The organism is Haloactinomyces albus (assembly GCF_031458135.1).
Taxonomy (GTDB): Bacteria; Actinomycetota; Actinomycetes; order Mycobacteriales; family Pseudonocardiaceae; genus Haloactinomyces; species Haloactinomyces albus.
This window is the reverse complement of the sequence record NZ_JAVDXW010000001.1, coordinates 4815662-4838705: the sequence shown is the minus strand read 5'-3', so window position 1 is coordinate 4838705 and position 23044 is coordinate 4815662. Positions and strand designations below refer to the sequence as shown.

At 67.6% G+C, this 23044-nt stretch carries 23 protein-coding genes; 10 read left to right on the top strand and 13 right to left on the bottom strand.

What is annotated here, in order from left to right:
* Nucleotides 1-16 precede the first annotated feature (16 nt).
* Nucleotides 17-1558, bottom strand: coding sequence for an aldehyde dehydrogenase family protein (locus JOF55_RS22570; protein WP_310278044.1), 1542 nt, complete (start codon nucleotides 1556-1558; stop codon nucleotides 17-19).
* A 138-nt stretch (nucleotides 1559-1696) separates the two neighbouring features.
* On the opposite strand from JOF55_RS22570, the gene JOF55_RS22565 reads away from it, so the two are divergent.
* Both JOF55_RS22565 and JOF55_RS24605 read left to right on the top strand, forming a co-directional pair.
* Nucleotides 1697-1825, top strand: coding sequence for a hypothetical protein (locus JOF55_RS22565; RefSeq protein ID WP_310278041.1), 129 nt, complete (start codon nucleotides 1697-1699; stop codon nucleotides 1823-1825).
* Nucleotides 1826-1971: 146 nt separating this feature from the next.
* Nucleotides 1972-2406 carry a universal stress protein gene (locus tag JOF55_RS24605; protein WP_374727329.1) on the top strand — a complete coding sequence of 145 codons (435 nt, stop codon included), beginning with the start codon at nucleotides 1972-1974 and terminating at the stop codon, nucleotides 2404-2406.
* An 81-nt stretch (nucleotides 2407-2487) separates the two neighbouring features.
* On the opposite strand, the gene JOF55_RS22555 is transcribed toward JOF55_RS24605, so the two are convergent.
* From JOF55_RS22555 to JOF55_RS22545, 3 genes are all read right to left on the bottom strand, one after another.
* Nucleotides 2488-3507 (bottom strand): DUF3048 domain-containing protein, encoded by a 1020-nt coding sequence (locus JOF55_RS22555; protein ID WP_310278035.1) that lies wholly within the window; start codon nucleotides 3505-3507, stop codon nucleotides 2488-2490.
* Between the two features lie 65 nt (nucleotides 3508-3572).
* Nucleotides 3573-4835, bottom strand: a complete 1263-nt coding sequence (locus JOF55_RS22550) for an MBL fold metallo-hydrolase (protein WP_310278032.1) — start codon at nucleotides 4833-4835, stop codon at nucleotides 3573-3575.
* Nucleotides 4836-4958: 123 nt separating this feature from the next.
* The gene (locus JOF55_RS22545; RefSeq protein ID WP_310278030.1) at nucleotides 4959-5207 is read right to left on the bottom strand and encodes a hypothetical protein; all 249 of its coding nucleotides are present in this window, start codon (nucleotides 5205-5207) and stop codon (nucleotides 4959-4961) included.
* Nucleotides 5208-5302: 95 nt separating this feature from the next.
* Between JOF55_RS22545 and JOF55_RS22540 the strand changes: the two genes are divergently transcribed.
* On the top strand, nucleotides 5303-5425 hold the full coding sequence (locus JOF55_RS22540) for a hypothetical protein (RefSeq protein WP_310278028.1): 123 nt from the start codon (nucleotides 5303-5305) through the stop codon (nucleotides 5423-5425).
* Between the two features lie 167 nt (nucleotides 5426-5592).
* Here the strand turns inward: JOF55_RS22540 and JOF55_RS22535 are convergent, their stop codons facing one another.
* The gene (locus JOF55_RS22535; protein WP_310278026.1) at nucleotides 5593-7167 is read right to left on the bottom strand and encodes an FAD-dependent oxidoreductase; all 1575 of its coding nucleotides are present in this window, start codon (nucleotides 7165-7167) and stop codon (nucleotides 5593-5595) included.
* Between the two features lie 5 nt (nucleotides 7168-7172).
* Entirely contained in the window at nucleotides 7173-8090 is a 918-nt protein-coding gene (locus JOF55_RS22530; protein ID WP_310278024.1) for an AurF N-oxygenase family protein, read from the bottom strand.
* Between the two features lie 223 nt (nucleotides 8091-8313).
* Between JOF55_RS22530 and JOF55_RS22525 the strand changes: the two genes are divergently transcribed.
* On the top strand, nucleotides 8314-9165 hold the full coding sequence (locus JOF55_RS22525; RefSeq protein WP_310278020.1) for an SDR family NAD(P)-dependent oxidoreductase: 852 nt from the start codon (nucleotides 8314-8316) through the stop codon (nucleotides 9163-9165).
* A gap of 186 nt (nucleotides 9166-9351) precedes the next feature.
* Here the strand turns inward: JOF55_RS22525 and JOF55_RS22520 are convergent, their stop codons facing one another.
* Genes JOF55_RS22520 through JOF55_RS22490 form a run of 7 tightly spaced genes read right to left on the bottom strand, consistent with a single transcriptional unit; the run spans nucleotide 9352 to nucleotide 15983 of the window.
* Complete coding sequence (locus tag JOF55_RS22520; protein WP_310278017.1) at nucleotides 9352-9993, bottom strand: CoA transferase subunit B; 642 nt, start codon at nucleotides 9991-9993, stop codon at nucleotides 9352-9354.
* Nucleotides 9990-10748: a CoA transferase subunit A gene (locus JOF55_RS22515; protein WP_310278014.1), complete on the bottom strand. Its 759-nt coding sequence runs from the start codon at nucleotides 10746-10748 to the stop codon at nucleotides 9990-9992. Before JOF55_RS22515 ends, JOF55_RS22520 begins: the two co-directional genes overlap by 4 nt.
* Complete coding sequence (gene fahA / locus JOF55_RS22510) at nucleotides 10748-11953, bottom strand: fumarylacetoacetase (RefSeq protein WP_310278010.1); 1206 nt, start codon at nucleotides 11951-11953, stop codon at nucleotides 10748-10750. Before fahA ends, JOF55_RS22515 begins: the two co-directional genes overlap by 1 nt.
* 26 nt (nucleotides 11954-11979) lie before the next feature.
* Nucleotides 11980-12819 carry a hypothetical protein gene (locus JOF55_RS22505; protein ID WP_310278008.1) on the bottom strand — a complete coding sequence of 280 codons (840 nt, stop codon included), beginning with the start codon at nucleotides 12817-12819 and terminating at the stop codon, nucleotides 11980-11982.
* Nucleotides 12816-14015, bottom strand: a complete 1200-nt coding sequence (locus JOF55_RS22500; protein ID WP_310278005.1) for a homogentisate 1,2-dioxygenase — start codon at nucleotides 14013-14015, stop codon at nucleotides 12816-12818. The genes JOF55_RS22505 and JOF55_RS22500 overlap by 4 nt, the downstream gene beginning before the upstream one ends.
* A gap of 52 nt (nucleotides 14016-14067) precedes the next feature.
* Nucleotides 14068-14274 (bottom strand): hypothetical protein, encoded by a 207-nt coding sequence (locus JOF55_RS22495; protein ID WP_310278002.1) that lies wholly within the window; start codon nucleotides 14272-14274, stop codon nucleotides 14068-14070.
* Entirely contained in the window at nucleotides 14271-15983 is a 1713-nt protein-coding gene (locus JOF55_RS22490) for an FAD-dependent oxidoreductase (RefSeq protein WP_310278000.1), read from the bottom strand. Before JOF55_RS22490 ends, JOF55_RS22495 begins: the two co-directional genes overlap by 4 nt.
* A gap of 131 nt (nucleotides 15984-16114) precedes the next feature.
* On the opposite strand from JOF55_RS22490, the gene JOF55_RS22485 reads away from it, so the two are divergent.
* The 6 genes from JOF55_RS22485 to JOF55_RS22460 all read left to right on the top strand — a co-directional run bounded on the left by JOF55_RS22485 (nucleotide 16115) and on the right by JOF55_RS22460 (nucleotide 22973).
* Nucleotides 16115-16858: an IclR family transcriptional regulator gene (locus JOF55_RS22485; RefSeq protein ID WP_310277997.1), complete on the top strand. Its 744-nt coding sequence runs from the start codon at nucleotides 16115-16117 to the stop codon at nucleotides 16856-16858.
* Nucleotides 16859-16918: 60 nt separating this feature from the next.
* Nucleotides 16919-17866 carry a LysR family transcriptional regulator gene (locus tag JOF55_RS22480; protein ID WP_310277994.1) on the top strand — a complete coding sequence of 316 codons (948 nt, stop codon included), beginning with the start codon at nucleotides 16919-16921 and terminating at the stop codon, nucleotides 17864-17866.
* Nucleotides 17867-18135: 269 nt separating this feature from the next.
* Nucleotides 18136-19323, top strand: coding sequence for an acyl-CoA dehydrogenase family protein (locus JOF55_RS22475; protein ID WP_310277990.1), 1188 nt, complete (start codon nucleotides 18136-18138; stop codon nucleotides 19321-19323).
* On the top strand, nucleotides 19323-20555 hold the full coding sequence (locus tag JOF55_RS22470) for a CaiB/BaiF CoA transferase family protein (protein ID WP_310277987.1): 1233 nt from the start codon (nucleotides 19323-19325) through the stop codon (nucleotides 20553-20555). Before JOF55_RS22475 ends, JOF55_RS22470 begins: the two co-directional genes overlap by 1 nt.
* Before the next feature lie 73 nt (nucleotides 20556-20628).
* A complete protein-coding gene (locus tag JOF55_RS22465) occupies nucleotides 20629-21798 on the top strand; it encodes a mandelate racemase/muconate lactonizing enzyme family protein (protein WP_310277984.1) in 1170 nt (389 codons plus the stop codon).
* A gap of 2 nt (nucleotides 21799-21800) precedes the next feature.
* Nucleotides 21801-22973 carry a CaiB/BaiF CoA transferase family protein gene (locus JOF55_RS22460; protein WP_310277981.1) on the top strand — a complete coding sequence of 391 codons (1173 nt, stop codon included), beginning with the start codon at nucleotides 21801-21803 and terminating at the stop codon, nucleotides 22971-22973.
* The last annotated feature ends 71 nt before the right edge of the window (nucleotides 22974-23044 follow it).

Genomic DNA, 23044 nt, shown 5'->3' with positions numbered 1-23044 from the left:
CGATGCCACCGACCGGTCAGGCCGGTGGATACAGGGAGTAGGACGGGAAGTTTCCGTACGGCCGCTCGTTCGGCGGCCCCTGGGTCACCGCCTGCACGAGCAGCTCGCCACCGACGAAGGCGCCTCGCCAGGACGCTCCTCGGCCGCCGAAGACCTCGTTGCGGTCACCACGGGAGCGCGGCCGGTTGATCCCGACCTTGAACGCCTGGACCTCGTCGGCCAGCCGCGTGGCCGTGGGCTCGTCGTCACAGGCCAGGGATGCGACCAGGGCCCCGTTGCTGGCATTCATCGCGGCGAGCAGTTCGGCTTCGGTATCGACCAGCACGATCGTGTCCACGGGGCCGAACGGTTCGGCGTGGTGCAACGGCGAGGAGGACGGCGGCGACAGGAGGGACATCGGCGGAAAGTAGGAGAGCGTCTGCTGGCCGGGCAGGAACCAACCGTCATCCATCGAGCCTCGGTGGAGAGGTATTCCGCCCATCGAGATCGCGTCGTCGACGACATCGCTCAGTTCCTTGGCCTTGGCATCGTTGATCAACGGGCCGAAATCCAGTTCCGGCAGCGGATCCTCCGGTGCGGCCACCGCCAGCGGATGCCCGAAACTCACCTCCCCCACCGCGGACAGATAGGCGTCGAGGAACCGGTCGAACAGATCGCGCTGGACGACATAGCGCGGGTAGGCGGTACATCGCTGCTTGCCGTACTCGAAGGCCTTGCGGATCTGTCCGGTGAGCATGGACCAGTCACTGAATTCCCAGACACCCCAGCAGTTGAGGCCCTCCTGTTCGAGGATGTGGCGCTTGTTGGAGTCGGCGAGTTCGGCCGCGAGTCGGCCGCCCACATCGCGCCCACCGACGAAGGACAGGCAGCCGATGTCCGCGGACCTCACCAGCGGTGCCGACAGTTCCGAGCCGCTGCCGCTGATCAGTGTCAGCGGCAGCCCGTGCCGGGCCGCCAAGGCGGTGGCCAGCGTCAGGCAACTCACGCCACCGTCACTGGGAGCCTTCGCGATCGCCGCGTTGCCCGCGAGCACCTGGACCAGCATGGCGTGCATCAGCACGCTCATCGGGTAGTTCCAACTGGCGATGTTGCTGACCGGCCCCGGCAGGGGACCTCGTCCTTGCAGCATCGGATCGATCTCGTCGGCATACCAGCGGGCACCGTCGATGCACCGATCGACGTCCGCGGTCGCCGCTCGCCACGGCTTGCCGATTTCCCAGACCAGCAGCAGCGCCAGCAAGTCACGGTGCTCCTGCATCTCGTCGAGTGCCGCGTGGACCTTGGCTCTGCGCGTGGTCAGCAGCACGTCCTGCCAGGACCGGTGCGCGTCGACACCGGCACGGACCGCAGCCGTGGCTTCTTCCCGGTTCAGGCGCGGCGGCCCGGCGATCGTGGAACCGTCGACCGGCGAGCTGACCGGCGTCGAGGAGCCATCGCGCTGCCACCGGCCTGCCCAGTAGTTGAGCAACCGGTCCTCGTGGAAGGCCTCCGGAGCCACGCGCACGCATTGCGCGTAGACGTGGCTCCACTGCGTTCCCGGCTTGAGAATTCTGGTCATCGCAAAGAACTCCTGACGCCTCGAAAGGCCTTGTCGGTCGTCTTCGGCCGGTCGGCTGGACGCCGATCATTCCGCGGTGGCGGTCGGCGACGCACACGATCGATGCCTGGAGATGCTTTCGAAGGATGTGTATACAGTATGTCGTACACCAACATTTCGCAAGCGATCTCGTTCGACGTCGGAGCGCAACGCCAACCAAAGCCGGAGACGGCAGAGCACATCTGGACAAGCCCGCGCAAGATCGGGTACACCTACACGGCGTGGTGATCCACATCACGCCAAGGCCGATCTTCCAGACCCACACGCCGCAGCGCCCCCGTCAGAGCGCCGGACCGACCCGGACACCACGGGCAAGTATTGCCCTGGCATGCCCGTGATCAAGCACCTTGCTCTCACCACCGAAGGGCCTCGCCATGGACAGTGGCAGCGAGTACACGATAGTTGTCGGTGTCGACGGTTCACCCTCGTCCAAGGCCGCTTTCCACTGGGCTGTGCAACACGCCAAACTCACCGATGGAGTAGTGCGCGCCGTCATCGCATGGCAATATCCCGCCTTCGCCCGCTGGGAAGGCGGCATTCTGATCCCCGAGGATTTCGAACTGCCCGCCCGCCAAATTCTCGCCGACACGATCGAAACCACCGTCGATCGATTCGACAGGCGACTGGTGGTTCGCCAGGACGTCGTGCACGACCACAGCGTGACCGCGTTACTCGACGCGGCCAGGAATGCGGACCTTCTCGTCCTCGGCAGTCACCGGGGCCGAGGACTTCTCCGCATCCGGTGCGGCTCCGTGAGTCGCCGGTGCGCTCGCCGCTCGCAGTGTTCCGTGGTCCTGATTCGTGGGTGAACCGGCACGAGCGCGGCGACACTGAACATCACGTCAGAGCAGCGGCCCGGCCCGTGCATCGTCGGGTACGAACCACGGCGATCACTCTTGGGACGGGGCGAGCACGATCCACACTTGCCCCGGTGCGAACGGAATCGGCTGCCCGGATCGCGTGTAGGTCGTAGCAGCATCCGGCCTCGGCCGCGACCACGTCGCCTCGAACGCACGGCCGTTACGCAGAACCAGGGCTTGTCCCCGGCCGACCGTCCGGGCAACCGGCGACGGGTTGCCCACGCTGTCTTCGATGTTCGATTCGAAGACCGGCACCCGCTGCACCACGACCGTGCTCGGGGTGAGCCGCCCACTGTCAGCGGTGGCATAGGGACGTCCGTCCATGGCGACCAGCCACCGCTGCTGCTGCGGCGACCAGGTGAATCCCATGGTGGCGGATTGGTAGCGCACCGTGTGCCTCCCTGTCGGCACACCACCCGGTGGGGCGGGGCCGAACTCCGCTCGGGCATCCGGTGCCCACCGTGCACCCTGCGGCAATCGCTGCGGACGGACGAACAGGTTGTGCGGAACAGAGCGCAAGTCACCCCGGAAGTAGGCTCGGGGAACACGCGCTTGCGACAGCCCCCGCACGGGAGAACCGGCGATGTCGGGCAGCAACTCCGGCGCCGCACCCGAGAACGCCAACGCCGGATGCCCGAACTGCGTGAGCAGGCGCAGGTCCGTTTCCCGCGCGCTGCGCACCGGCCCCACCACAGGTGGCTTGTGTTCTCCGAACACTGCGATCAACCGGCTTGTGCCTGCCTCCACCGGTTCGACGTAGACCCTCTCCGCGGCACCGATCCCGACCGGCGGGCGCGCTGCAGGAGCGTTGTCCACCTTGACCGCGAGCACCGGCGGCCCCGCCTCGGGCGGAGGCGGCGGCTGGGACCGTGACGACGGTGCCTGCACCGAGGAAGTCGGCGGTGAGGTCGTCGCGGCACCGGGCGGTGACGTGGCCCGAGGGGGCTCCTGCGGCCGGAGCACCGGGATGATACCCAGCGCCACCAGTAGGCTCACCGCCAGGAGGCCCACCACCACGATCAACAGCGATCGACCATATGCTCGCCGCATCGGTCATCCTCCCTGTCCGGTTCCCACCAGACTAGGAGCATTCGAAAGCCGCGTGGTGCCTCTTGTCAGCGGCCGCGTTTGCCGATGCCGAACTCCATGAGGTCGCGACCGATGACGAGTCTCCCGGAGAAGTGCTTGCGCGCCCCGTTCAGGTGCTCATCCGGGGCGTTGCCGGGCACGATGTGGGAGAACGCCAGCGTGCCGACTCCGGCCTGCTCGGCGATGCGTCCGGCATCCTCGGGCAGGGTGTGCGCGCTCAGCAGGTGGTTGCGCAGGGCTTCTTCGGTCGGGGTCAACGGCGGCGGCATGAGCACATCGACCCACTGCTGGGTGATCACCTCGTGCACCAGGATGTCGGCGCCTCGGGCCAGGGTGACCAGGTTCCGGCTCGGCCCGGTGTCTCCGGAGAAGACCACGGAGCCGTCGTCGGTGTCGAATCGGAAGGCGAATGCAGGCACCAGCGGGAAGTGGTCGACCAGGGTCGCAGTGACCCGGACCTTGTCGTCGCGGTAGACCTCGAACGGCTCCATGCCCTGCGGGGTGTGGTTGTCGTTGGGGTGGTAGCCGATGCCGTCCGGGATGGCGATGTCGTTGATCGCGAAGATCTCCCGCAGGTCGGGATACCGGTTGTCGCGCATCCGGTCGTTGATGTCCAGCGCGAAGGCCTGATACAGGGAGTTGGTCATGTCCACGGTGCCCGGCACCGGATTGTTCGGGTTCTCCACCCGGATATCGGGGGTGGACTCCCCTGGCTTGGTGAAGATCGGCTCCATGACCACGTTGCCGTGCTCGTCGATCCGCCGCCCGGGCCCGAACACCTGGATCGGCTGCTGCGAAGGACGGCTGCGCAGGCCGTTGGTCCAGCCCAGCATGAAGTAGTCGAAGTAGTCGGCCACGTGGTCGGAGTGCAGGTGGGTCAGGAACATCGCCCGGATCATTTCCTCGCCCCAGAACCCGCCGGGGGTCCGCATCTCCGGCGGAACCAGCGCGGCCTGCTTGAACCGCTTGCCGGAGCCGTCACCGAAATCGACCAGATACACATCGCCGTCGACGACCACGGCCGAGCCGATGCCCTCACGCTCCGAACCCGGCCACCACACCGGACCGCCGCTGGTGCCCAGCAGCGTCAACCAGGAGCGATACCTGCGCGCATCGGCATCCCCGCCCGGCCCCTTACCCGGCGCCGGCGATGCCGGGGGCGCCGGTGAAGCCGCCGCACTGCCCGCTGCGGCCGTCACACCGGTTGCCAATGCGGCGGCACCGGCCCCGCCCAGCAACCGACGCCGACTCACCGCCTGCTGCACAGCCTGATTGACGACCTCGCACATGACCTGCCTCTTCCTCGAAAGTGACCAGAAGGTTTCAACGAGGTTAGAAGCCGTCATCATTCAGGAACAAATATCAGTATAAGGTTAATCGATATGTCTCGTATATCAATAACCAAGTCGGCCTTATCCTCCGCGATTCGAGATCGCGGTGTTGAACCTGCCTGCGAGGTCGTCCAAATCCTTCTCGGAGAGGTTCTGATCTCGCATCTCGGCGAGGAGATCGGCGCGCGACACGACCGTCAGCGCCCCCGGATACTTGCCTGCCTGTAGATCGGCGGTCGGTCGGACAGCCACCTTGCCCTCATACACGACAAGCTCGGAGCCGGGTTCGGCTTCCTGCAACGATCGCAAGTCGTCGGCGCTGATCTTCATGGATTCCCCACCTTCCGAGGCGGCGGCCCTCCGACAGATTGGCAGGCCTCAGGAATACCCGCGCCGGGCTGTCGCCAATCCCCACGGCGGCGAAAGTGTCCGTCGTCGAATACCCGCTGAACCTCGACGCCGCACCGCAGGCAACGGGTGAACCTGCCCGGACCATGGCACTGGGCCGACCGTCGCAGCGCCAGGAAGCGCGGCTCGTAGCCGCGTAGCCGCTCTTCTTATTGGCTGTTGTTTCTTCGGTGTTTCGTGGGTGGAGGCGTTGATTTCGGAATTATTTCACTCGACACTGAAGCTACCAAGGCAATTATCATTGCGGACGACTCGGGGACGGCAGCGGCACGGCTTACGACTCACCTCACCCGGCTTGACCCCACACTCATGCGCCACCGACCGGCGTCGCGTTTCCGGCGACGCCGGAGGCGACGCGTTTCCGGCGACGCCGGAGGCGACGCGCGGACAGCGCGGCGAAGGCCTTGCGGCTTCGGCGTGGTCGAGGCAGCCGCCCCGCGATGACATCGTCGAGCAACGTGCCGACGGTTTCCCGGGCGCAGACCTTGTTGGCGCCGATACCTCCCGAAGGGCCACGCTTGATCCAGCCCACGACATAGGTTCCCGACTGTCCGTCCACACGCCCGCCCGCATGGGGAATGGTCCCGGACTCCTCGTCGAAGGGCAGGCCGGGGAGCTGGGCACCGCGATAGCCGACCGCCCGGATCACCCGACCGGCCGCGATCTCCACGTCGTCGGCGCTGCCGGTGACGCGAAGACCGCGAACCTCCGTGTCCCCGAGGACCTCCAGGGGTGCGGAGTGGAAACGCAGCACGATGCGGCGCCCTTCGTGCACCGGCGGTGCGGACCAGTCGACGGCCTCGCGCCGCAGGCCCTGCAGCAGACCGGCCTTGTCCTCGGACGCCGCGGCACCGACGGCTTGCCCGATTCGGGGATCGTGCGCGTCCACCACCAGCTCGACGTCCTCCCGCTGTGCGAGCCCCAGCAGTTCGGGGCTGGTGTAGGCCGCTGCCTCGGGGCCGCGGCGTCCCAGCAGCACGACCTCGCGGATCCTGCTCGATCGGAGCTCGTCCAGGACCGCCGGGGCGACCATGGTGTCTTCCAGCGTGCTCGGATCCACGGTCAGGATCCGGGCCGCGTCGAGCGCGACGTTGCCGGTGCCCACCACGACCACGCGCTCGGCCGACAGATCGACCGCGTCGGCCGGAACATCGGGATGGCCGTTGTACCAGGCCACCACCGTCGTCGCTGCGACACTGCCGATCAGGTCCTCGCCGCGGATGCCGAGCCTGCGCGCCGACGAAGCCCCCACCGCATAGATCACGGCGTCGTGGTGCTCGGTCAGTTCGTCGACGGTGACGTCCTCGCCGACCTCGAGGTTCAGCTGCATCGTCAGCCGGGGATGCGTGTGGAAGCGGGCGAACGTCTCGCCGATCCGCTTCGTCGACACGTGGTCGGGGGCAACGCCGTACCGTACGAGTCCGCCGGCTTCCGGCAGCCGGTCGATCAGGGTGACCCGTGCGTTCGTGTTCAGCAGCAGGTCCTCCACGGCGTACATGCCCGCGGGGCCGGTTCCCACGACCGCGACATCCAGCGGCGCGAAGTCGCTGGGGATGGTGCGGTCGAACACCGGCGGCCCCCAGGTGTGGAAGTTCGGCGCCGGGTCGGGTTCCTCCGATGTCTGCGCCCGGTCCGCGTAGTAGGCGGCATTGACCTCGGGATACGCCTTCAGCGGTCCGGTCAGGTTCTCGGCCGGGAAGATCGCGCCGACCGGGCACGCATCCGCGCAGGCGCCGCAGTCGATGCACGTCTGCGGATCGATGTAGAGCATCTCGGTCGTGCCGAAGTCCGGCTCGTCCGGCCTCGGGTGGATGCAGTTGACCGGGCAGACCGACACGCACGACGCGTCGCTGCAGCAGGTTTGGGTGATCGCGTATGCCATGAGTGTCAGAGGAGATTCGCGCGCTTGTAGAACCACATCGAGGTCTTGGTGAGCAACCCGGCCGAGCCGAGGAACTCCATGAGGCCCGAGCAGCTCGAACGCAGCAGCGACTTGTGGTGCTCGTTGCCCTTCGCCTCCCGGGTGGCCCGCTCGGGGTCGAGACCGGCGTTGGCGTATACCTTCTTGTGCACCATGCTCGTGACGATGACGTAGGACACGATCGCGATGACCAGGGCGTTGATCTGCCTGCGCAGCCGACTCGAGCCTGCGAGCCGGGTCCGGGTCTCCTCACGGGCGAATTTCATGTGCCGCGATTCTTCGACGACGTGGATGTTGTTGATGGTCCGGACGAACGGAACGACCCGCTCATCGCGCATCCAGTCCCGCTGCATGACGTCGAGGACCTCCTCGGCGACCAGGATCGCGGCGTAGGCCGCCTCCCCGAAGGCGAGGGTCTTGAACACGCGGCCGAGCTCGATCACGAGACGGCGCGGGCGGTACGCGGGAGCGCGGAGCTTCGCGGCCCCCCGCGCGAACATGATGGAGTGCCGGCATTCGTCGGCGATCTCGGTCAACGCCCACTGGAACGCGGGCTCGGTCGGATCCTTGGCGTAGAAGTCGCGCAGCATCATCTGCTGCAGGATCATCTCGAACCAGATGCCGGTACTCGCCACCGAGGCTGCTTCCTGGCGAGTGAGCTCACGCTGCTGCTCCGGCGTCATCTCCGCCCAGTACGACGTCCCGTACAGGGTGCTCCACTCCGGGCTCGCACCGTGGTAGCTCGTGTCCAGGGGCGTCTCCCAGTCGACCTCCTGGGCGGGGTCGTAGGAAAGAGCCTCGGACGAGTGCAGCAACCTACGAGCGACATCGTCACGGTCGGACTGCGTCGGTGCCGCGTCGGATCCGGCAGTGGCGCTGGCCATGGGTCTCCCTCAGCAAGGCGGCGGGTTACCAACGGTAACTGTTACTGGTGGTAACACTGTACCGTCCGGCACGGCCGGGTCAAGACCTCGGAGCCAATCACCGAAAAGAATCCTGCCCCGATGCAAGAACAATCCCCACTCCGCCGCTCCTGCCTGTCTGCGCCGGTTCGGGCAGGCGAATAGCCTGGTACCGAACCGGGACCGGCAAAAGCGGGAGAGGCACGTGGGAACCGAGCAGGATCAGCCGGGCGAAGGAGTCGCCGTCATCACCGGAGCGTCCTCCGGTATCGGCGCCGTGTTCGCCAGGCGGCTCGCCGAACGGGGATACGGTCTGGTGCTCGTCGCCCGCCGCGAGCAGCGCTTGGAAGAGCTCGCGCGGCAACTGCGCCCGGCCCCGGCACCGGTGGAGACCATCGTGGCCGATCTCGCCGACGGCGCCGACCGCGCGCGGGTCGTCGAGCGCGTTCAGCAGCAGGACGTCACCGTCCTGGTCAACAATGCCGGGATCAATGGCTACGGTCCCTTCGATCAGGTCGATCCCGCGCTGCTCGGCAAGGTCATCGACATCAATGTCACCACCCCGACCATGCTGGCCCGGGCGGCCCTGCCGGGAATGCTCGAACAGCAGCGCGGCGCGATCATCAACGTCGCCTCCCTGCTCGCCTTCGCCGGCGCGCTGCCGCCCGACCCACTGCCCCACCGCAGCACTTACGCAGGCACCAAGAGCCACATGGTGACCTTCAGCCGCACCTTGGCCGCCGAACTCGCCGACACTCCTGTCCGGGTGCAGGCACTGTGTCCCGGGCTCACCGCCACCGAATTCCACCTCTCCCGGGGTGCGGAGCCGGTGGCGGGTGAGCAGGAACGCACCCACGCCGAGGGCGGCATGAACGCCGAGGACGTCGTGACCGCATCGCTGACGGCGCTGGACAGCGGTGAAGTTCTCTGCGCGCCGGGGCTCGAGGACGCGCAGGCCGTGGAGCGGTTGGCCGCGGCAGAAGCCGAGTTGCGGCACGGTAGCGTCCCCGACCTCGCAGCCCGCTACCGCAAACAGCACCAAGGCCCGTTCGGCTGACCTTGTCTCCGGGTGGGGTTGGTCAATTTCTCGAGAAATTGACCAACCCCACCGCACATGATTCACCAGACGGGACCCAACCGAACATCGGTGGCCCAACGAGCAGGGCTGTGTCGGTTTTCGAGGTGCGCTCCTGTGCCCGGGGAAGGGTGAAGTTTCCGGAAAACTTCACCCCTCCCCCGCCTGCTACACGAGTTCGGCCGCCCGGACCGGTGCGTGGGTGGCCACCCGCACCTGTTCGAGGGTGACCTCCGGGGCGAGCTCGGCAACGGTCAGGCCGTTGCCGGTGATGTCCAGCACCGCCAGATCGGTGATCACTCGGGTGACACAGCCCTTCCCGGTCAGTGGCAAGGTGCACTCCTCGAGGATCTTGGGGCTGCCGTCCTTGGCGGTGTGGTCCATGAGCACGATGACGGTGCGTGCTCCGTGGACGAGGTCCATCGCCCCGCCCATGCCTTTGATCATCTTGCCGGGGATGGCCCAGTTGGCAAGATCGCCGGTGGCCGAGACCTGCATACCGCCGAGCACGGCCACATCCAGATGCCGCCCGCGGATCATGCCGAAACTGTCCGCGGAGTCGAAAAACGACGCCCCCTCCAGCGCGGTGACCGTTTCCTTGCCCGCGTTGATCAGGTCCGGGTCGAGGTCGTGCTCGGCCGGATACGGGCCGGTTCCCAGGATGCCGTTTTCGCTGTGCAGCACCACGTGCACATCCTCAGGCAGGTGCCCCGGAATCAGGGTGGGCAGGCCGATACCGAGATTGACGTACTGGCCATCGGCCAGCTCGGCCGCCACTCGGGCGACCATCTCCTGGCGTGTCCAGCTCATCCGTGCGTCACCTCCCGCGTGGTGGGCTTTTCGATCGGCTTGTCCGCATCGGGGCAGTGCACCACCCGCTGGACGAACACCCCGGGCAGGTGCACCTCCTGCGGGTCGAGGTCACCGGGTTCGACGAGCTCGTCGACTTCGGCGATCGTCGTGCGACCGGCCATGGCGCACAGCGGGTTGAAGTTCCGCGTGGTCTTGTCGAAGACGAGATTGCCGTGCCGGTCGCCCCGGCTGGCGCGGACCAGGGCAGCATCGGTGGTCATGGCTTCTTCGAGCACGTAATCCTCACCGCCGAAGCGGCGCACCTCCTTGGGCGGGGAGGCCACCGCGATGCTGCCGTCGGAGGCGTAGCGCCACGGCATCCCGCCCTCGGCAATCATGGTGCCCACCCCGGCCTTGGTGTAGAAGGCGGGAATGCCCGTGCCACCGGCGCGGAGCCGCTCGGCCAGGCTGCCCTGCGGACACAACTCCAGTTCGAGTTCGCCTGCCAGGTACTGCCGCGCGAACTCCTTGTTCTCGCCCACATAGGAGCCGGTCACCCGGCTGATCCGGCCGGCCCGCAGCAGGACGCCGAGCCCGTAGTCGTCGACGCCGCAGTTGTTCGAGATCACCTGCAGCGCGGTGGCTCCGGACTCGTACAGGGCGGTGATCAGCACGTGGGGAACCCCGCACAACCCGAACCCGCCCACGGCCAACGAGGTGTTGTCGGCGATGTCGGCGACTGCCTCGGTGGCCGTGGCCACGGTCTTGTCCATCACGACTCCTCACGGGCGGGCAGGATGGTGCCGGTGACCTCGCCGAAGCCGATGCGGGTGCCATCGGCGCCGGGGGCTGTGGCGCGGATGGTCACGGTGTCGCCGTCGGCGAGGAAGACCCGCTGGGATCCGTCTTTCAACGTCAGCGGGTTCTCGCCGTTCCAGCTCAGTTCGATCAGCGAGCCGCGCTGGTCGGTCTCGCTGCCGGAGACGGTGCCGGAGGCGTAGAAATCACCGGTGCGCAGCGAGGCGCCATTGACGGTCATGTGCGCCAACTGCTGGGCCGGTGACCAGTACAGCGCCTCGAACGGCGGCCGCGCCACGACCTCATCGTTGAGACTGACCTCCATGGCCAGGTCCAGTCCCCACGGTCGGTCCTCCCGCAGATACGGCAGCGGCTGCGGGTCCTGATCCGGCGTGGGCACCCGAGCCTGCTGCAGCGCGTCCAGCGGCACGATCCACGGTGAGACCGAGGTGGCGAACGACTTGCCCAGGAACGGACCCAGCGGCACGTATTCCCAGGCCTGGATGTCGCGGGCGCTCCAGTCGTTGACCAGGCACACCCCGAAGACGTGCTCGGCGAAGTCCTCGGTGGACACCGGCGTACCCAGCTCGCTCCCTGCACCGACGACGAAGCCCACCTCGGCCTCGATGTCCAGCCGCTGCGACGGCCCGAACGCCGGTGCCTCGGCCTGCGGAGGTTTGCGCTGCCCGCTGGGACGCACGATCGGCGTTTCCGAAGCGACCACGGTGCCTGCCCGGCCGTGATAGCCCACCGGCAGGTGTTTCCAGTTCGGCATCAGCGGCGGCGAGTCCGGCCGGAACATCCGCCCGATATTGCTCGCGTGCTGCTCGGAGGCGTAGAAGTCGACATAGTCGGCGACCTCGAACGGCAGCAGCAGCCGCACCTCGTCGCGGCGATGCAGCGCAGGTTCCACGGTGCCGCGGTGGCTTTCTTCGGTGAGCATCTCGGTGATGCGGGCACGGGTCTGCTGCCAGCTCTGCTTCCCCTGAGCCATGAACGCATTCAAACTCGGCTGCGCGAAGACCTCGTCGCCGAGGACCGCGGCGAGATCCAGCACGTGTTCGCCGATGGCCACTCCCACTCGCGCGGGCTCACCGGCGGGTTCGAACACCCCGTAGGGCAGATTGGCCAGCGGAAAGTCCGAGCCTTCCGGCACCGGAACCCAACTCGTCACCGTCACTGCACATCCTCCCTGTCGTTTCTCGATTACCGTCCCAGGATTTCGCGGGCCTGGGCCGGCGGCGTACTCGTGCTGCACGAGCCATAACTGACCAGCACCGAACGCGCCCGCACTGCCACGTCACGATCCAGCTCACCGATCCGCTGCGCCAGTTCACCCGGGTCCTCGGTCTCCAGCACCTGCCGCACCTCGGCCGCACCGGTCCCCTCGCCTGCCCGGGCGGCGGCCAGCAGCAGGTTGAGGTAGCCGTGATGGACGAATCCCGTCTCGGGGTCCTGGTGGCGCACCGCCTGATGTAGCCCGGCCGTGGCCTTCAGCGGCAGCCCGGCGGCCACGCAGGCGGTGATGAAGTGCGCGACCTCGGTCGAACTCGGAAACAGCTCCGCGCGCACCCCGCCACACCGCAACTTCGCCCCGATCCTGCGCTGACCATCGGCGGTGCTCAGCGCCTCGAGCAGCTCGTCCACTCCGCTCGCCGCCGAAGGTTCCAGAAACGCCGGAACCGAGGTGGGAACGTCGTCGAGTGCCCGCAGCGCGGCCGTCGCGGAAGAGCCGAACTTCGCCAGCGGGATCTCCAGCAGCGCCAGCGACAGTCGGGGGTCGGCCTCGATCACCGCCAGCACCTCGTCGAGTCCCTCGGCCCCGTGGTCGGTGATGAGCCCGACAGCGATGTGGTCGGAGTCGACCAGCTGCGCCCGCATCTGTTCGATCCGACCGGCCGGGCACAGGAACCGATGCGTCAACATCGGTTCCCCGGCCTGCTGATCACGCCGGTGGCGCTCGATGGCGGCAGGCATGTCCAGTGCCGTCGGCGGGAACAGGCCCGCGTCGTCGACCAGCTCTTCCAGCAACTCGCCGCGGCTCATGACGTCGGCCCCCGTCCCGACCAGGACCAGGCATACACCCCGTCGTCGACCGCCTGACCGCCCTCGCCGAGTTCCAACGGACGGAACGTGTCGACCATGACGGCCAGCTCGTCGAAGAACTCCGCGCCGATGCTGCGCTCGTAGGCACCGGGCTGCGGGCCATGCGAGTGGCCACCGGGATGCAGCGAGATCGAGCCCTGCCCGATCCCCGAGCCCTTGCGGGCGTCGTAGTCACCACCGCAGTAGAACATCACCTCATCGGAGTCCACATTGGAGTGGTAGTAGGGCACCGGGATCGACAACGGGTGGTAATCCACCTTGCGCGGGACAAAGTTGCAGATCACAAAGTTGTCGCCCTCGAAGATCTGGTGCGCGGGCGGCGGCTGGTGCACCCGGCCGGTGATCGGTTCGAAGTCGTCGATGTTGAAGGTGTACGGGTACAGGCACCCGTCCCAGCCGACCACGTCGAACGGGTGCTGCGGGTACACGAACCGGGTGCCCACGATGCCGCGGCTGCTGCGGTGCTTGACCAGCACCTCCACATCGGTGTCCTCGGCCAGCAGCGGCTCGTCGGGGCCGTGCAGGTCCCGCTCGCAGTACGGGGCGTGCTCCAGCAACTGCCCGAATTTCGACAGGTACCGCCGCGGCGGGGTGATGTGGCTGTTGGCCTCGATGCAGTACGCCCGCAGCGGCTGTTCACCCTGCGGAAGCCAGCGATGTGTCGTGCCGCGCGGTAGCAGCACGTAATCCCCCGCACGCGCGGCCAGCACACCGAACACCGTCTCCACCGTGGCCGCACCGGACTCGACATACACGCACTCGTCGCCGACGGCATTGCGATACAGCGGCGAGGCCTCGCCCGCGGCCACATACGAGATCCGCACGTCGCCGTTGCCCAGCACCAGCCTGCGCCCGGTCACCACGTCCCGGCTGTTGTACTCGGTGTCGGAAAACAGTTCGTGCAGCTTCAGGTGCCGCGGTTTGAGGGGATGGTTCGGCTCCGTGGAGGTGTCCGGCAACTCCCACACCGACGAGTCCACGATCGCCGAGGGAATGTTGCGGTGATACAGCAGCGAGGAGTCCGAGGAGAATCCCTCCTCGCCCATCAACTCCTCGTAGTACAACCCGCCGTCGGGTTTGCGGTGCTGGGTGTGCCGCTTCGGCGGCACCTCACCCACACTCCGGTAGTACGCCATGATCCTCTCCCTTCTGCTCGCTTCCGATGGTGTTTTTCGCTCGCGGACTCCGTCAGCGGGACTCGCGGGCTTCGGCGACGAGGGCGGTGATCTCGTCGGTGCCGAGATGGTCGAGCGCGGCCAGCAGGACGAACCGGGTCAGGAAGGCTTCCCGGTCGGATTCGGGAACCGTATCGATCGCCTCGCTGACGGTGCGCCACACGAACTCGGCGTGGGCAATGGACTGCTCGGGGGCATGCGTGGAGTCAACGGTGGTCATCGAGTGCCTCCCTGCAGGATGTGGTCGGCCAGTTTCTCGGGTGCGTCGAGGTGCTCGGAACCGGGGAATCGGCCCAGCAGCAGCCCGTCGGGGCGGATCACGAACACCTCGCCGGATTCGGCGCCGAAGGCCCGTGCCAGGGTTCCGGCGGCATCGTCGAGCAGTCGCTCCTGCGGACCCGGGGTTGCCTGTTCGTGGCTGTGTTCGTGGCGTGTCACCAGCGCGCGGACTCCCACGGCCGGGGCGAGTCGTTGACGCAGGTCCTGCACGAAGTCGGTGAGCGTGCCCGGGTCGGTGTGCACGCCCAGCACGGTGAAGTCCGGGCCGCGCTCGGCGTTGAAGCCGGACGATCGCGGCCCATCGGAAGTGTCGACCTGCACGATGCGGTCCGGCACCGGGTCTCCCGGGGCGGGTTCTTGCGGATCGGAGCCCTGCGGATCGTGCTCCGCCATGGTTGTCGTCAGCGGCGAGGTTCGGCTGTGGGTGGCGCTGGACTGGCGCGGGTTGATCAGGTGCCGCAGCACGGGACGGCGGTTGGCCAGGGTGAGCACGGCATCGCGGGTCATGGCGTAGCCGTGCGTGCCCGGCGTCATGAACAGCGTGCTCTTCTCGGCCTGTTCGACGTTCTGGCGCCAGGCCTCGCGGCGTTCGGCGGCGTAGACCTCCAGCAGCGCGGGTGCGGCCGTGCCGTGAACCACCGAGGCCAGCGTCCAGGAGAGCGTGTCGGCGTCTTCCAGTCCGGAGTTCAAACCCCGCACCCCGAAGATCGGCACCAGGTGTGCGGCGTCGCCTGCGAACAGGACCCGACCGTGCACATAGGAGTCCAGCGACAGCGAATGCGCCCGGTAGAGGCTGGACCATTCCAGCGTCCACGGCTCGGTGTTACCCAGCCAGTCCAGATGCCGGGTGATCCGGTCGCGGATGCGGTCCTCGGCGATCTCGGCCTCGGGGTCGTCCTGCGAGCCGAGCTGGTAGTCCACGCGCCAGATGTCGTCGGGCTGGCGGTGCAGGATGAGCGTGGAACCGGGATTGCTCGGTGGGTCGAACCACACGCGGCGCTCGGTCGACAGGGGACTGCGCCAGTGGATGTCGGCGATGACGTAGCGGCCCTCGTAGCTCGTTCCGCTCAGGTGCAGCCCCAGCGACTCCCGCACGGTGCTGCGGGCGCCATCGGCCGCGATCAGCCACCGGGTGCGCAGCTCTTTCGGGCCGTCCGGCGTTGCGACCCGCACGGTCACGACGCCGTCCTGCTCGGTGCAGCCGAGCACACGACACTGCCATCGCACGTCGCAGTTCTCGGTCGTCTCGATCGCATCGACCAGGATCTGCTCGGCCACCGACTGCGAGATGTTGACCATCGGTGTCCGTACATCGCCATCGGCCTGAGGCATCTCGAACGACAACACTTCGGTATCGCGGTGGAAGCTGCGTCCGGAGGTCCACGGCAGCGAGTGCTCGGCGAACTGCTCGCCGAGGCCGAGGCGTTCCAGCACCTCCAGCGAATGCCGGGACAGGCAGATCGCGCGGCTGCCGTAGGCAACCGAGTCGCCGGATTCGAGCACGGTCACCGGCACACCGCGCCGGGCCAGTCCCAGGGCCGAGGCGAGTCCGACCGGGCCCGCTCCCACGACCACGACGGTCTCGGGTTCGGCATCCGGTGGTGATGCGGGGAACGGAGTGAAGTCATAACGGCGCGGAGTGAAGTACACATCAACCTCTGTTGCAATTATCGAGCTGGTGTGTTACGAATGTTGCATCACTATCGAACCGAGGTGTGGTCCATGTCAACACCCGGAGTCGATTCGGCCCGGACGAATCAGCCGCCACCCCCGGAGGACGCATGAGCGAGCAGCGAAAAGCCGACGGCTCACAAACACTGGAACGGGGCCTGCTCGTGCTGCGCATGCTCGCCGAGCATCCCGAAGGGCTCACCGCGGGCGAAATCGCCGCGCACCTGGGCCTGCACCGGTCGATCGCCTACCGGCTGCTGACCGCGCTCACCCGCCAGGACTTCGCCACCCGGGACGCGGAGAACCGCTATCACGCCGGACTTTCCTTCTTCACCCTCGCCGAGCGGGTCCGCCCCCGGTTGCTCGACGTCGCCCACCCGGTCCTGCACGAGGTCACGGCCGAACTCGACGCCACCGCCTGCCTCGTGGTCGCCGAGAACGACTTCGCCGTGGCGATCGCCGTCGTCGAACCTCCCGGATCCGGGCCACGCTTTTCCTACGGCATCGGCAACCGCGACCCGCTCGACCGCGGCGCCGCCGGGATCGCCCTGCTCGCCGCGGGACCACCGCGCGACGGCGAGCCGGAACGCGTCGACGACACGCGGCAGTCCGGTCACATCGTGACCCACAACGAGGTCGTCTCCGGGACCTACGGCATCGCCGCCCCCATCCGGACGCCCCCCGGTGAGCACACTGCGGCCGTCAATGTCATCACGCACCGCGAGGACGTGGCCGACCGCGCCATCCCCCTCGTTGTCCGGGCCACCGAACGCATCACGCAGGCCATGAACGCGCCCGCCGGAACCCGATCCGGCCGCGCCGCAGCACACCCATCACCTCGATCGGAAGCCTGACCAGGGTTTTTGCTCCCACGCTGGGAGCGCCTCGCGGAAGCCACCGAGTATGGTGCGGCAATGGCGCCGCTGAACACACCTCCCGCTTTCACCATGCGGCAGCTGTCCACCTTCGTCGCGGTCGCCGAAACCGGCACCATCAGCGGTGCCGCCGAGCGGCTGTTCGTCTCGCAGTCCGCGGTGTCGCTGGCGATCACCGAGTTGGAAAAAGCTCTCCGGTCGCAACTGTGCGTGCGGCGGCGAGCGCACGGCGTGCAGCTGACGCCCACCGGAGAAGCAGCACTCGTACGTGCCCGCGCCATCCTGCACCAGTCCTTCGAGCTGGAATCCGACATCACCGGCACGCGGGGAGAGCTCACGGGGCGGATCTCGGTCGGCTGCTACCCGACCATCGGGCCGACGATCCTGCCCATGCTGCTGTACGAGTTCACCACCGACCACCCCGGCGTCTCCATGGAGTTTCACGAGCAGACGCTGGACCAGCTGGTCCGGGGACTCCAGCGCGGCGAACTCGACACCGTGATCGTCTACGACCTGGATCTTCCCGAGGAGTGGCACACGGCGGTACTGACCCGGCGCAGCCCCACGATCCTGCTTCCCGCCGATCACCCCCGAGCGCATTCGTCCGAGCCGCTCGATCTCACGGCGATGGCCTCCGAGCCCATGGTGCTGCTGGACACCTCGCCCAGTTCGAATCACGCCATGCAGATGTGCGGCCGGGCCGGGTTCACCCCTCGGATCTCCTACCGAACCTCGAACTTCGAGACGGTCCGCGCACTGGTCGGACGCGGTCTGGGCTGGACGCTGATGCTGCAACAGCCCCGCACCTGGGTCACCTACGAGGGCTTCGAGGTCGTCTCCCGTCGGATCGACGCCCCTGTGCTGGATCCCGTGTCCCTGGTCATCGCCTGGCAGCAGGAGGCCATGCTCAGCCGCGTGGCCCGCGAGTTCATCCGCTTCGCCACCACCCGCACGCAAGAACACGAGGACGGTGAGCTGCGAAAATAACGCTTCTTCAGCTCCACTCAAGAAAATGCGCACATTCCTGTGCTATTCAGCGGATGGGGTCTTCGACATACTTTGGCCATCGGTGACGGTGCCCACACCGGGAGCCGAGCTCCCCACCGTGCTCGGGACACCACGAATCCGAAACGGCTCACGCCGAAAAGCGGGACACACCCGGTATTTCCCGCATCCGCAAAAAGACCTCCCGCGAGGCATCCGGCAAAAAACCGGTGTTTCGCGCGTGGCAGGAGTGCGCTCGAAAGGAGACCCGCATGACCGAGACCCCGGAAACGGTACGCCCCCCGGTCCTCTTCGCCGACGAACACGAGGAGTTCGCCGAGTGGGTGCGCGGCTTCGCCGCCCCGTACAGCGACGGGTACCTCGATCGTGCCCACAGCGAGGAGTTCCCGTGGGAGATGGCACAGCGGATGGGCGCGCAGGGCTTCCTCGGTCTCGGCACCTCGGAGAAATTCGGCGGTCAGGGCGTCATCGGTGAGCAGTTGACCAAGACCCACCTCGGCATCGCCCACGAGGAACTCGCCTATGCCGACTTCTACCTGTCGCAACTGGCCTACACCTGCAACCTCACCGCTCCGCTGCTGGAACGCTTCCTGCCCGCGCACGTGGCCGAGGACTGGGTGCCCGGCATCGTAGGCGGCGAGCACATCGTCGCGCTCGGCCTGACCGAACCCGGAAGCGGTTCCGACGCGGCGGCGATGCGGATGCGCGCCGAACGCACCGAGGGTGGGTGGATCCTCAACGGCGAGAAAACCTCGATCACCTTCGCCCCGCACGCCAAGGCGATGATCACGTTCGCACGCGTCGACGGCGGCACCGACGGCGAGGGCGGGATCACCGCGTTCCTGGTGCCGCTCGACAGCACCGGCGTCGGCATGCAGAAGTTCGCCGATGTCGGCTGGAAACCCCTCGGCCGCGCCGGGGTCTTCCTGGAGGACGTGTTCGTTCCGGACGAGTTGGTCCTCGGCGGTGTCGGGGACGGCTTCCGGCTCGTCATGCGCGAGTTCGACTACACGCGCTCGGTGATCGGTCTGATGGCCTCCGGGGTGGCGCGCAGGGCGCTCGACCTGAGCATCGACTACGTGCGGCAGCGGGAGGCTTTCGGCAAGGCCGTGGCGCACAACCAGGGGGTGTCGTTTCCGATCGCCGAGCACGCCACCACGCTGGAGGCCGGACGCTGGCTCACCTATCGTGCACTCTCGCTGGCCGACGCCGATCTCCCCTTCACCAGGGAGGCCGCGATGGTCAAGTGGTGGGTCACCGACATCTCGATCAAGGCAGTGCGCGACTGCATCGTCCTGCACGGGCACAGCGGCTACTCCGAGGAACTGCCCTTCCAGGCGATGCTGCGCGACGTCTCGGGCCTGGAGATCGGCGAGGGCACCCCGCAGATCCAGAAGGTCGTCATCGGCCGTTCGCTGCTCGGTAAGGAGTTCCGCTGATGCCCACACCAAACTCCGCAGCCGAGCAGGGATCCGTGGCCGGGCGGCGCAGTCTCGAAGGATTGCGGGTCATCGACCTGACCCAGGCGCTGGCAGGCCCGTTCTGCACCTCCCTGCTGGCCGATCACGGCGCGGACGTCGTCAAGGTCGAACCGCCGCGCGGGGACATGCTCCGGGCCACCGGACCGTACGGCGACGAGGACGAGACCCGGGCCTACGGCGGTGTGTTCCAGTCGGCCAACCGCAACAAGCGCAGCATCGTGCTCGACCTGAAAACGGCCGCCGACCGCGACGTGCTGCTGCAGTTGGTCGACGACGCCGACGCGCTGGTGGAGAACTTCAGCGCCGGGGTCATGGAGCGGTTCGGCCTGAGCTACGAGGAGCTGTCCCGGCGCAATCCCCGGCTCGTCTACACCTCCATCCGCGGTTTCGGCGACGCGCGAGGCGGACGGAGCCCCTACGGCTCCTGGCCCGCCTTCGACATCATCGCTCAGGCCATGGGCGGGCTGATGAGCATCACCGGCCCGGACGAGAACACTCCGGTCCGCGCCGGTTCCGGGCTCGGTGACACCATCCCGGCCCTGTTCGCCGCCTTCGGCACCATGACGGCTCTCTGGGAAGCCCGGCAGTCCGCGCAGGGTCAGTACGTCGACGTGGCGATGGTGGACAGTGTCCTGGCGCTGTCGGAGGTCGTGGTCAACACCTTCGCCCACACCGGCGAGGTCCCGGTGCCCAACGGCAACCAGTTGGCGGGCTTCGCCCCGTTCGACACGGTCAAGGCCAAGGACGGTGTCGTGACCCTCGGCGCCCCGCACAATCCGCAGTGGACCAAGCTGTGCGGGATCATGGGAAGACCCGAACTGGTCGAGGATCCGCGATTCGCCACCGATCATGCTCGCTGGGAAAACCGCGAGGCCGTCTACGAGGTGGTCGAGGACTGGACCCGCAGGCACACCGTCGCCGAACTGATCGACCTCCTCGGCGGCGAGGTGCCCCTCGGACCCATCCACAATGCCGCCGACATCTTCGCGGACCCGCACTTCGCCGCCCGCGAGATGCTGCCGCGGGTCGAGCAGCCGGGCACCGGTCGTGCGGTCGCCGTCCCCGGAGTAGCGGCCAAACTCTCCCGCACGCCCGGCGCCGTCGTCCGGCGGGCGCCGCTACTCGGCGAGCACACCGAGGAGATCCTCGGCGAAATCGGGCACGACAGCCGCGCCCCGACCGCCTCGTGAATCGCCGCGGTCCCTTTAGGACGTTTCTTCTCCCTTTCGGACAGTTCCTTCCCCTTTCGGAGGCCGAATCATCATGAAGATCACCAAGGTCGAAGCGCTCCCGGTCACCACACCGCTGCAGAAGCCATTCGTGATGCCGGGGACCCACATCACCGGTATCGACAGCGTGGTGGTGAAAGTCCACACCGACGAGGGATACGTCGGGTTCGCCGATTCCGGCGACACCTCCACGTGGTATCGGGGTGAAACACAGGAATCGATCATCGGCATGCTCTGTGAGCACATCGCTCCACGTTTCCTGATCGGCCAGGACCCGCGCGACATCGAAAAGATCGTCGGATGGATGGACATGTTCGTCCGGGAGAACAACCAGGCCAAGGCCACCGTCGACTTCGCGTTGCACGACCTCAAGGGCAAGCTTCTCGACGTCCCCGTCTACCAGTTGCTCGGCGGCCGGTGCGCCGAGGCGTCGGTGCAGGGATGGGTCACCTCGGCCGGTTCACCCGAACAGGTCGTGCCCGAGGCGCTGACCGCGCTGGAGAAGGGCTTCTGCCTGATCAAGTTGAAAACCGGGCACGGCAGCATCGACGACGACGTCGCCACGGTCAAGGCGGTCCGCGAGGCGGTCGGCGATGACGTGCGCCTGACCGTCGACGTCAACGGGTTCTGGAACTACGACCAGGCCCTGAAAACCCTGCGCAAGCTCGACCCCTACCACCTCGAGTGCATCGAGCAGCCGCTGCCGCACTGGGACATCGAGGGGCTGGCACGCCTGCGGGACAAGGTCGGCACCCCGATCTTCGCCGACGAGTCGGCCCAGGAACTGCACCACCTCAAGGAGATCATCGACCGCCGCGCCGCCGACGGCCTGTTCATCAAGATGCAAAAGGCAGGCGGGCTGCTGAAAGCACAGCGCTGGCTGACGATGGCCCGACTTGCCGATATGCCGGTGATGAGCGGCTGCATGATCGGTTCGGGTTTGGAAGCCAGCCCCTCGGCTCACCTCATGATCGCCAACCAGTGGGCCTCGCAGTTCACCCACGAAAATCTCGGGCCGCTGATCATCCACGGCCAGTGGGACACCGACGCGGAGGGAACTCCCGACGACATCGCCCGCAACGTTCCCGTGTTCTCCGGCGGCGAGCTCTATCCGAACGAGGGTCCTGGCTTCGGTATCGAGCTGAACGAGGACTTCATCGCCCGCAACATCACCCGGGACAAGACCAGCCGGGTGGTGCAGTGACGATGACCGACCGCACCGGACCGCTGTCGGGTCTGAGAGTGGTGGAACTGGCCGGGCTCGGCCCGGCCCCGTTCGCGGCGATGTTCCTGGCCGATCAGGGAGCCGAGGTCGTGCGTGTCGAGCGGGCAGGCGCGGGTTTCACGATGCCCGTCGACCCGCACCGGGACACCCTGCAACGCGGCAAGCGCATGATCAGTGCCGACCTGAAACATCCGGGCGGGGCCGAGGTCGTGCTGGGACTGGCCGAGCGGGCCGACGTGCTGCTCGAGGGCTACCGCCCCGGGGTCGCCGAACGGCTCGGTGTCGGTCCGCAGGACTGCTGGGCACACAACCCGGCGCTGATCTACGGCCGGATGACGGGATGGGGTCAGGACGGTCCGCTGGCGCAGCGGGCCGGGCACGATCCCAACTACCTCGCGCTGACCGGTGCGCTGCACGCGATCGGCCGCGCGGGCGGGCCACCCCAGCTCCCGTTGAGCCTGGTCGGCGACTTCGGCGGCGGGGCCATGTATCTCGTCTCCGGCGTACTCGCCGCGCTGTGGGAATCCACCCACTCCGGGCAGGGCCAAGTGGTGGACGCGGCCATCGTCGACGGCGTGTCCCACCTGATGACCTCACCGTATTCCCTGCTGGCGGGAGGGGCGTGGCGCGACGAACGGGGCACGAACCTCATCGACTCCGGAGCCCCGTTCGTCGACGTCTACGCGACCTCCGACGGGCGGTACATGGCGGTGGCGGCCCTGGAGGCCCCGTTCTACGCCCGGCTCCTGGCCGGGCTGGGTTTGGACGGCGATCCGGAGCTGCCGGAGCAATGGGATCGCGCGCGATGGCCGGTACTGCGAGCACGCCTGGCCGGGTCCTTCGCTGCCCGCACTCGCGAGGAGTGGGCCGAGATCTTCAGCGGGGCCGATGCCTGTGCCTACCCGGTGCTGTCCCTGAACGAAGCGCCGCAGCACGAGCATCTGCGGGCCCGGGAGACGTTCGTCGACCGCGACGGACATCCCGAACCGGCCCCGGCACCACGGTTCAGCCGCACCCGTACCGGTCTCCCCCACTCTCCCCCGGCCCCCGGCGACGACGACCCCGGCCGGATTCTCGGTGACTGGGGCGTGGCGCAGGCGCAGGAGTTACTCACCAGCGGCGCCGTCGCACACGTGGCGGAAGGAAGCCGCTGAAGGCGGGCGGAGACAGCACACGAATGAAGAAGCGGGATCGGATTTCCCGCAACCGCACGACACGACACTCC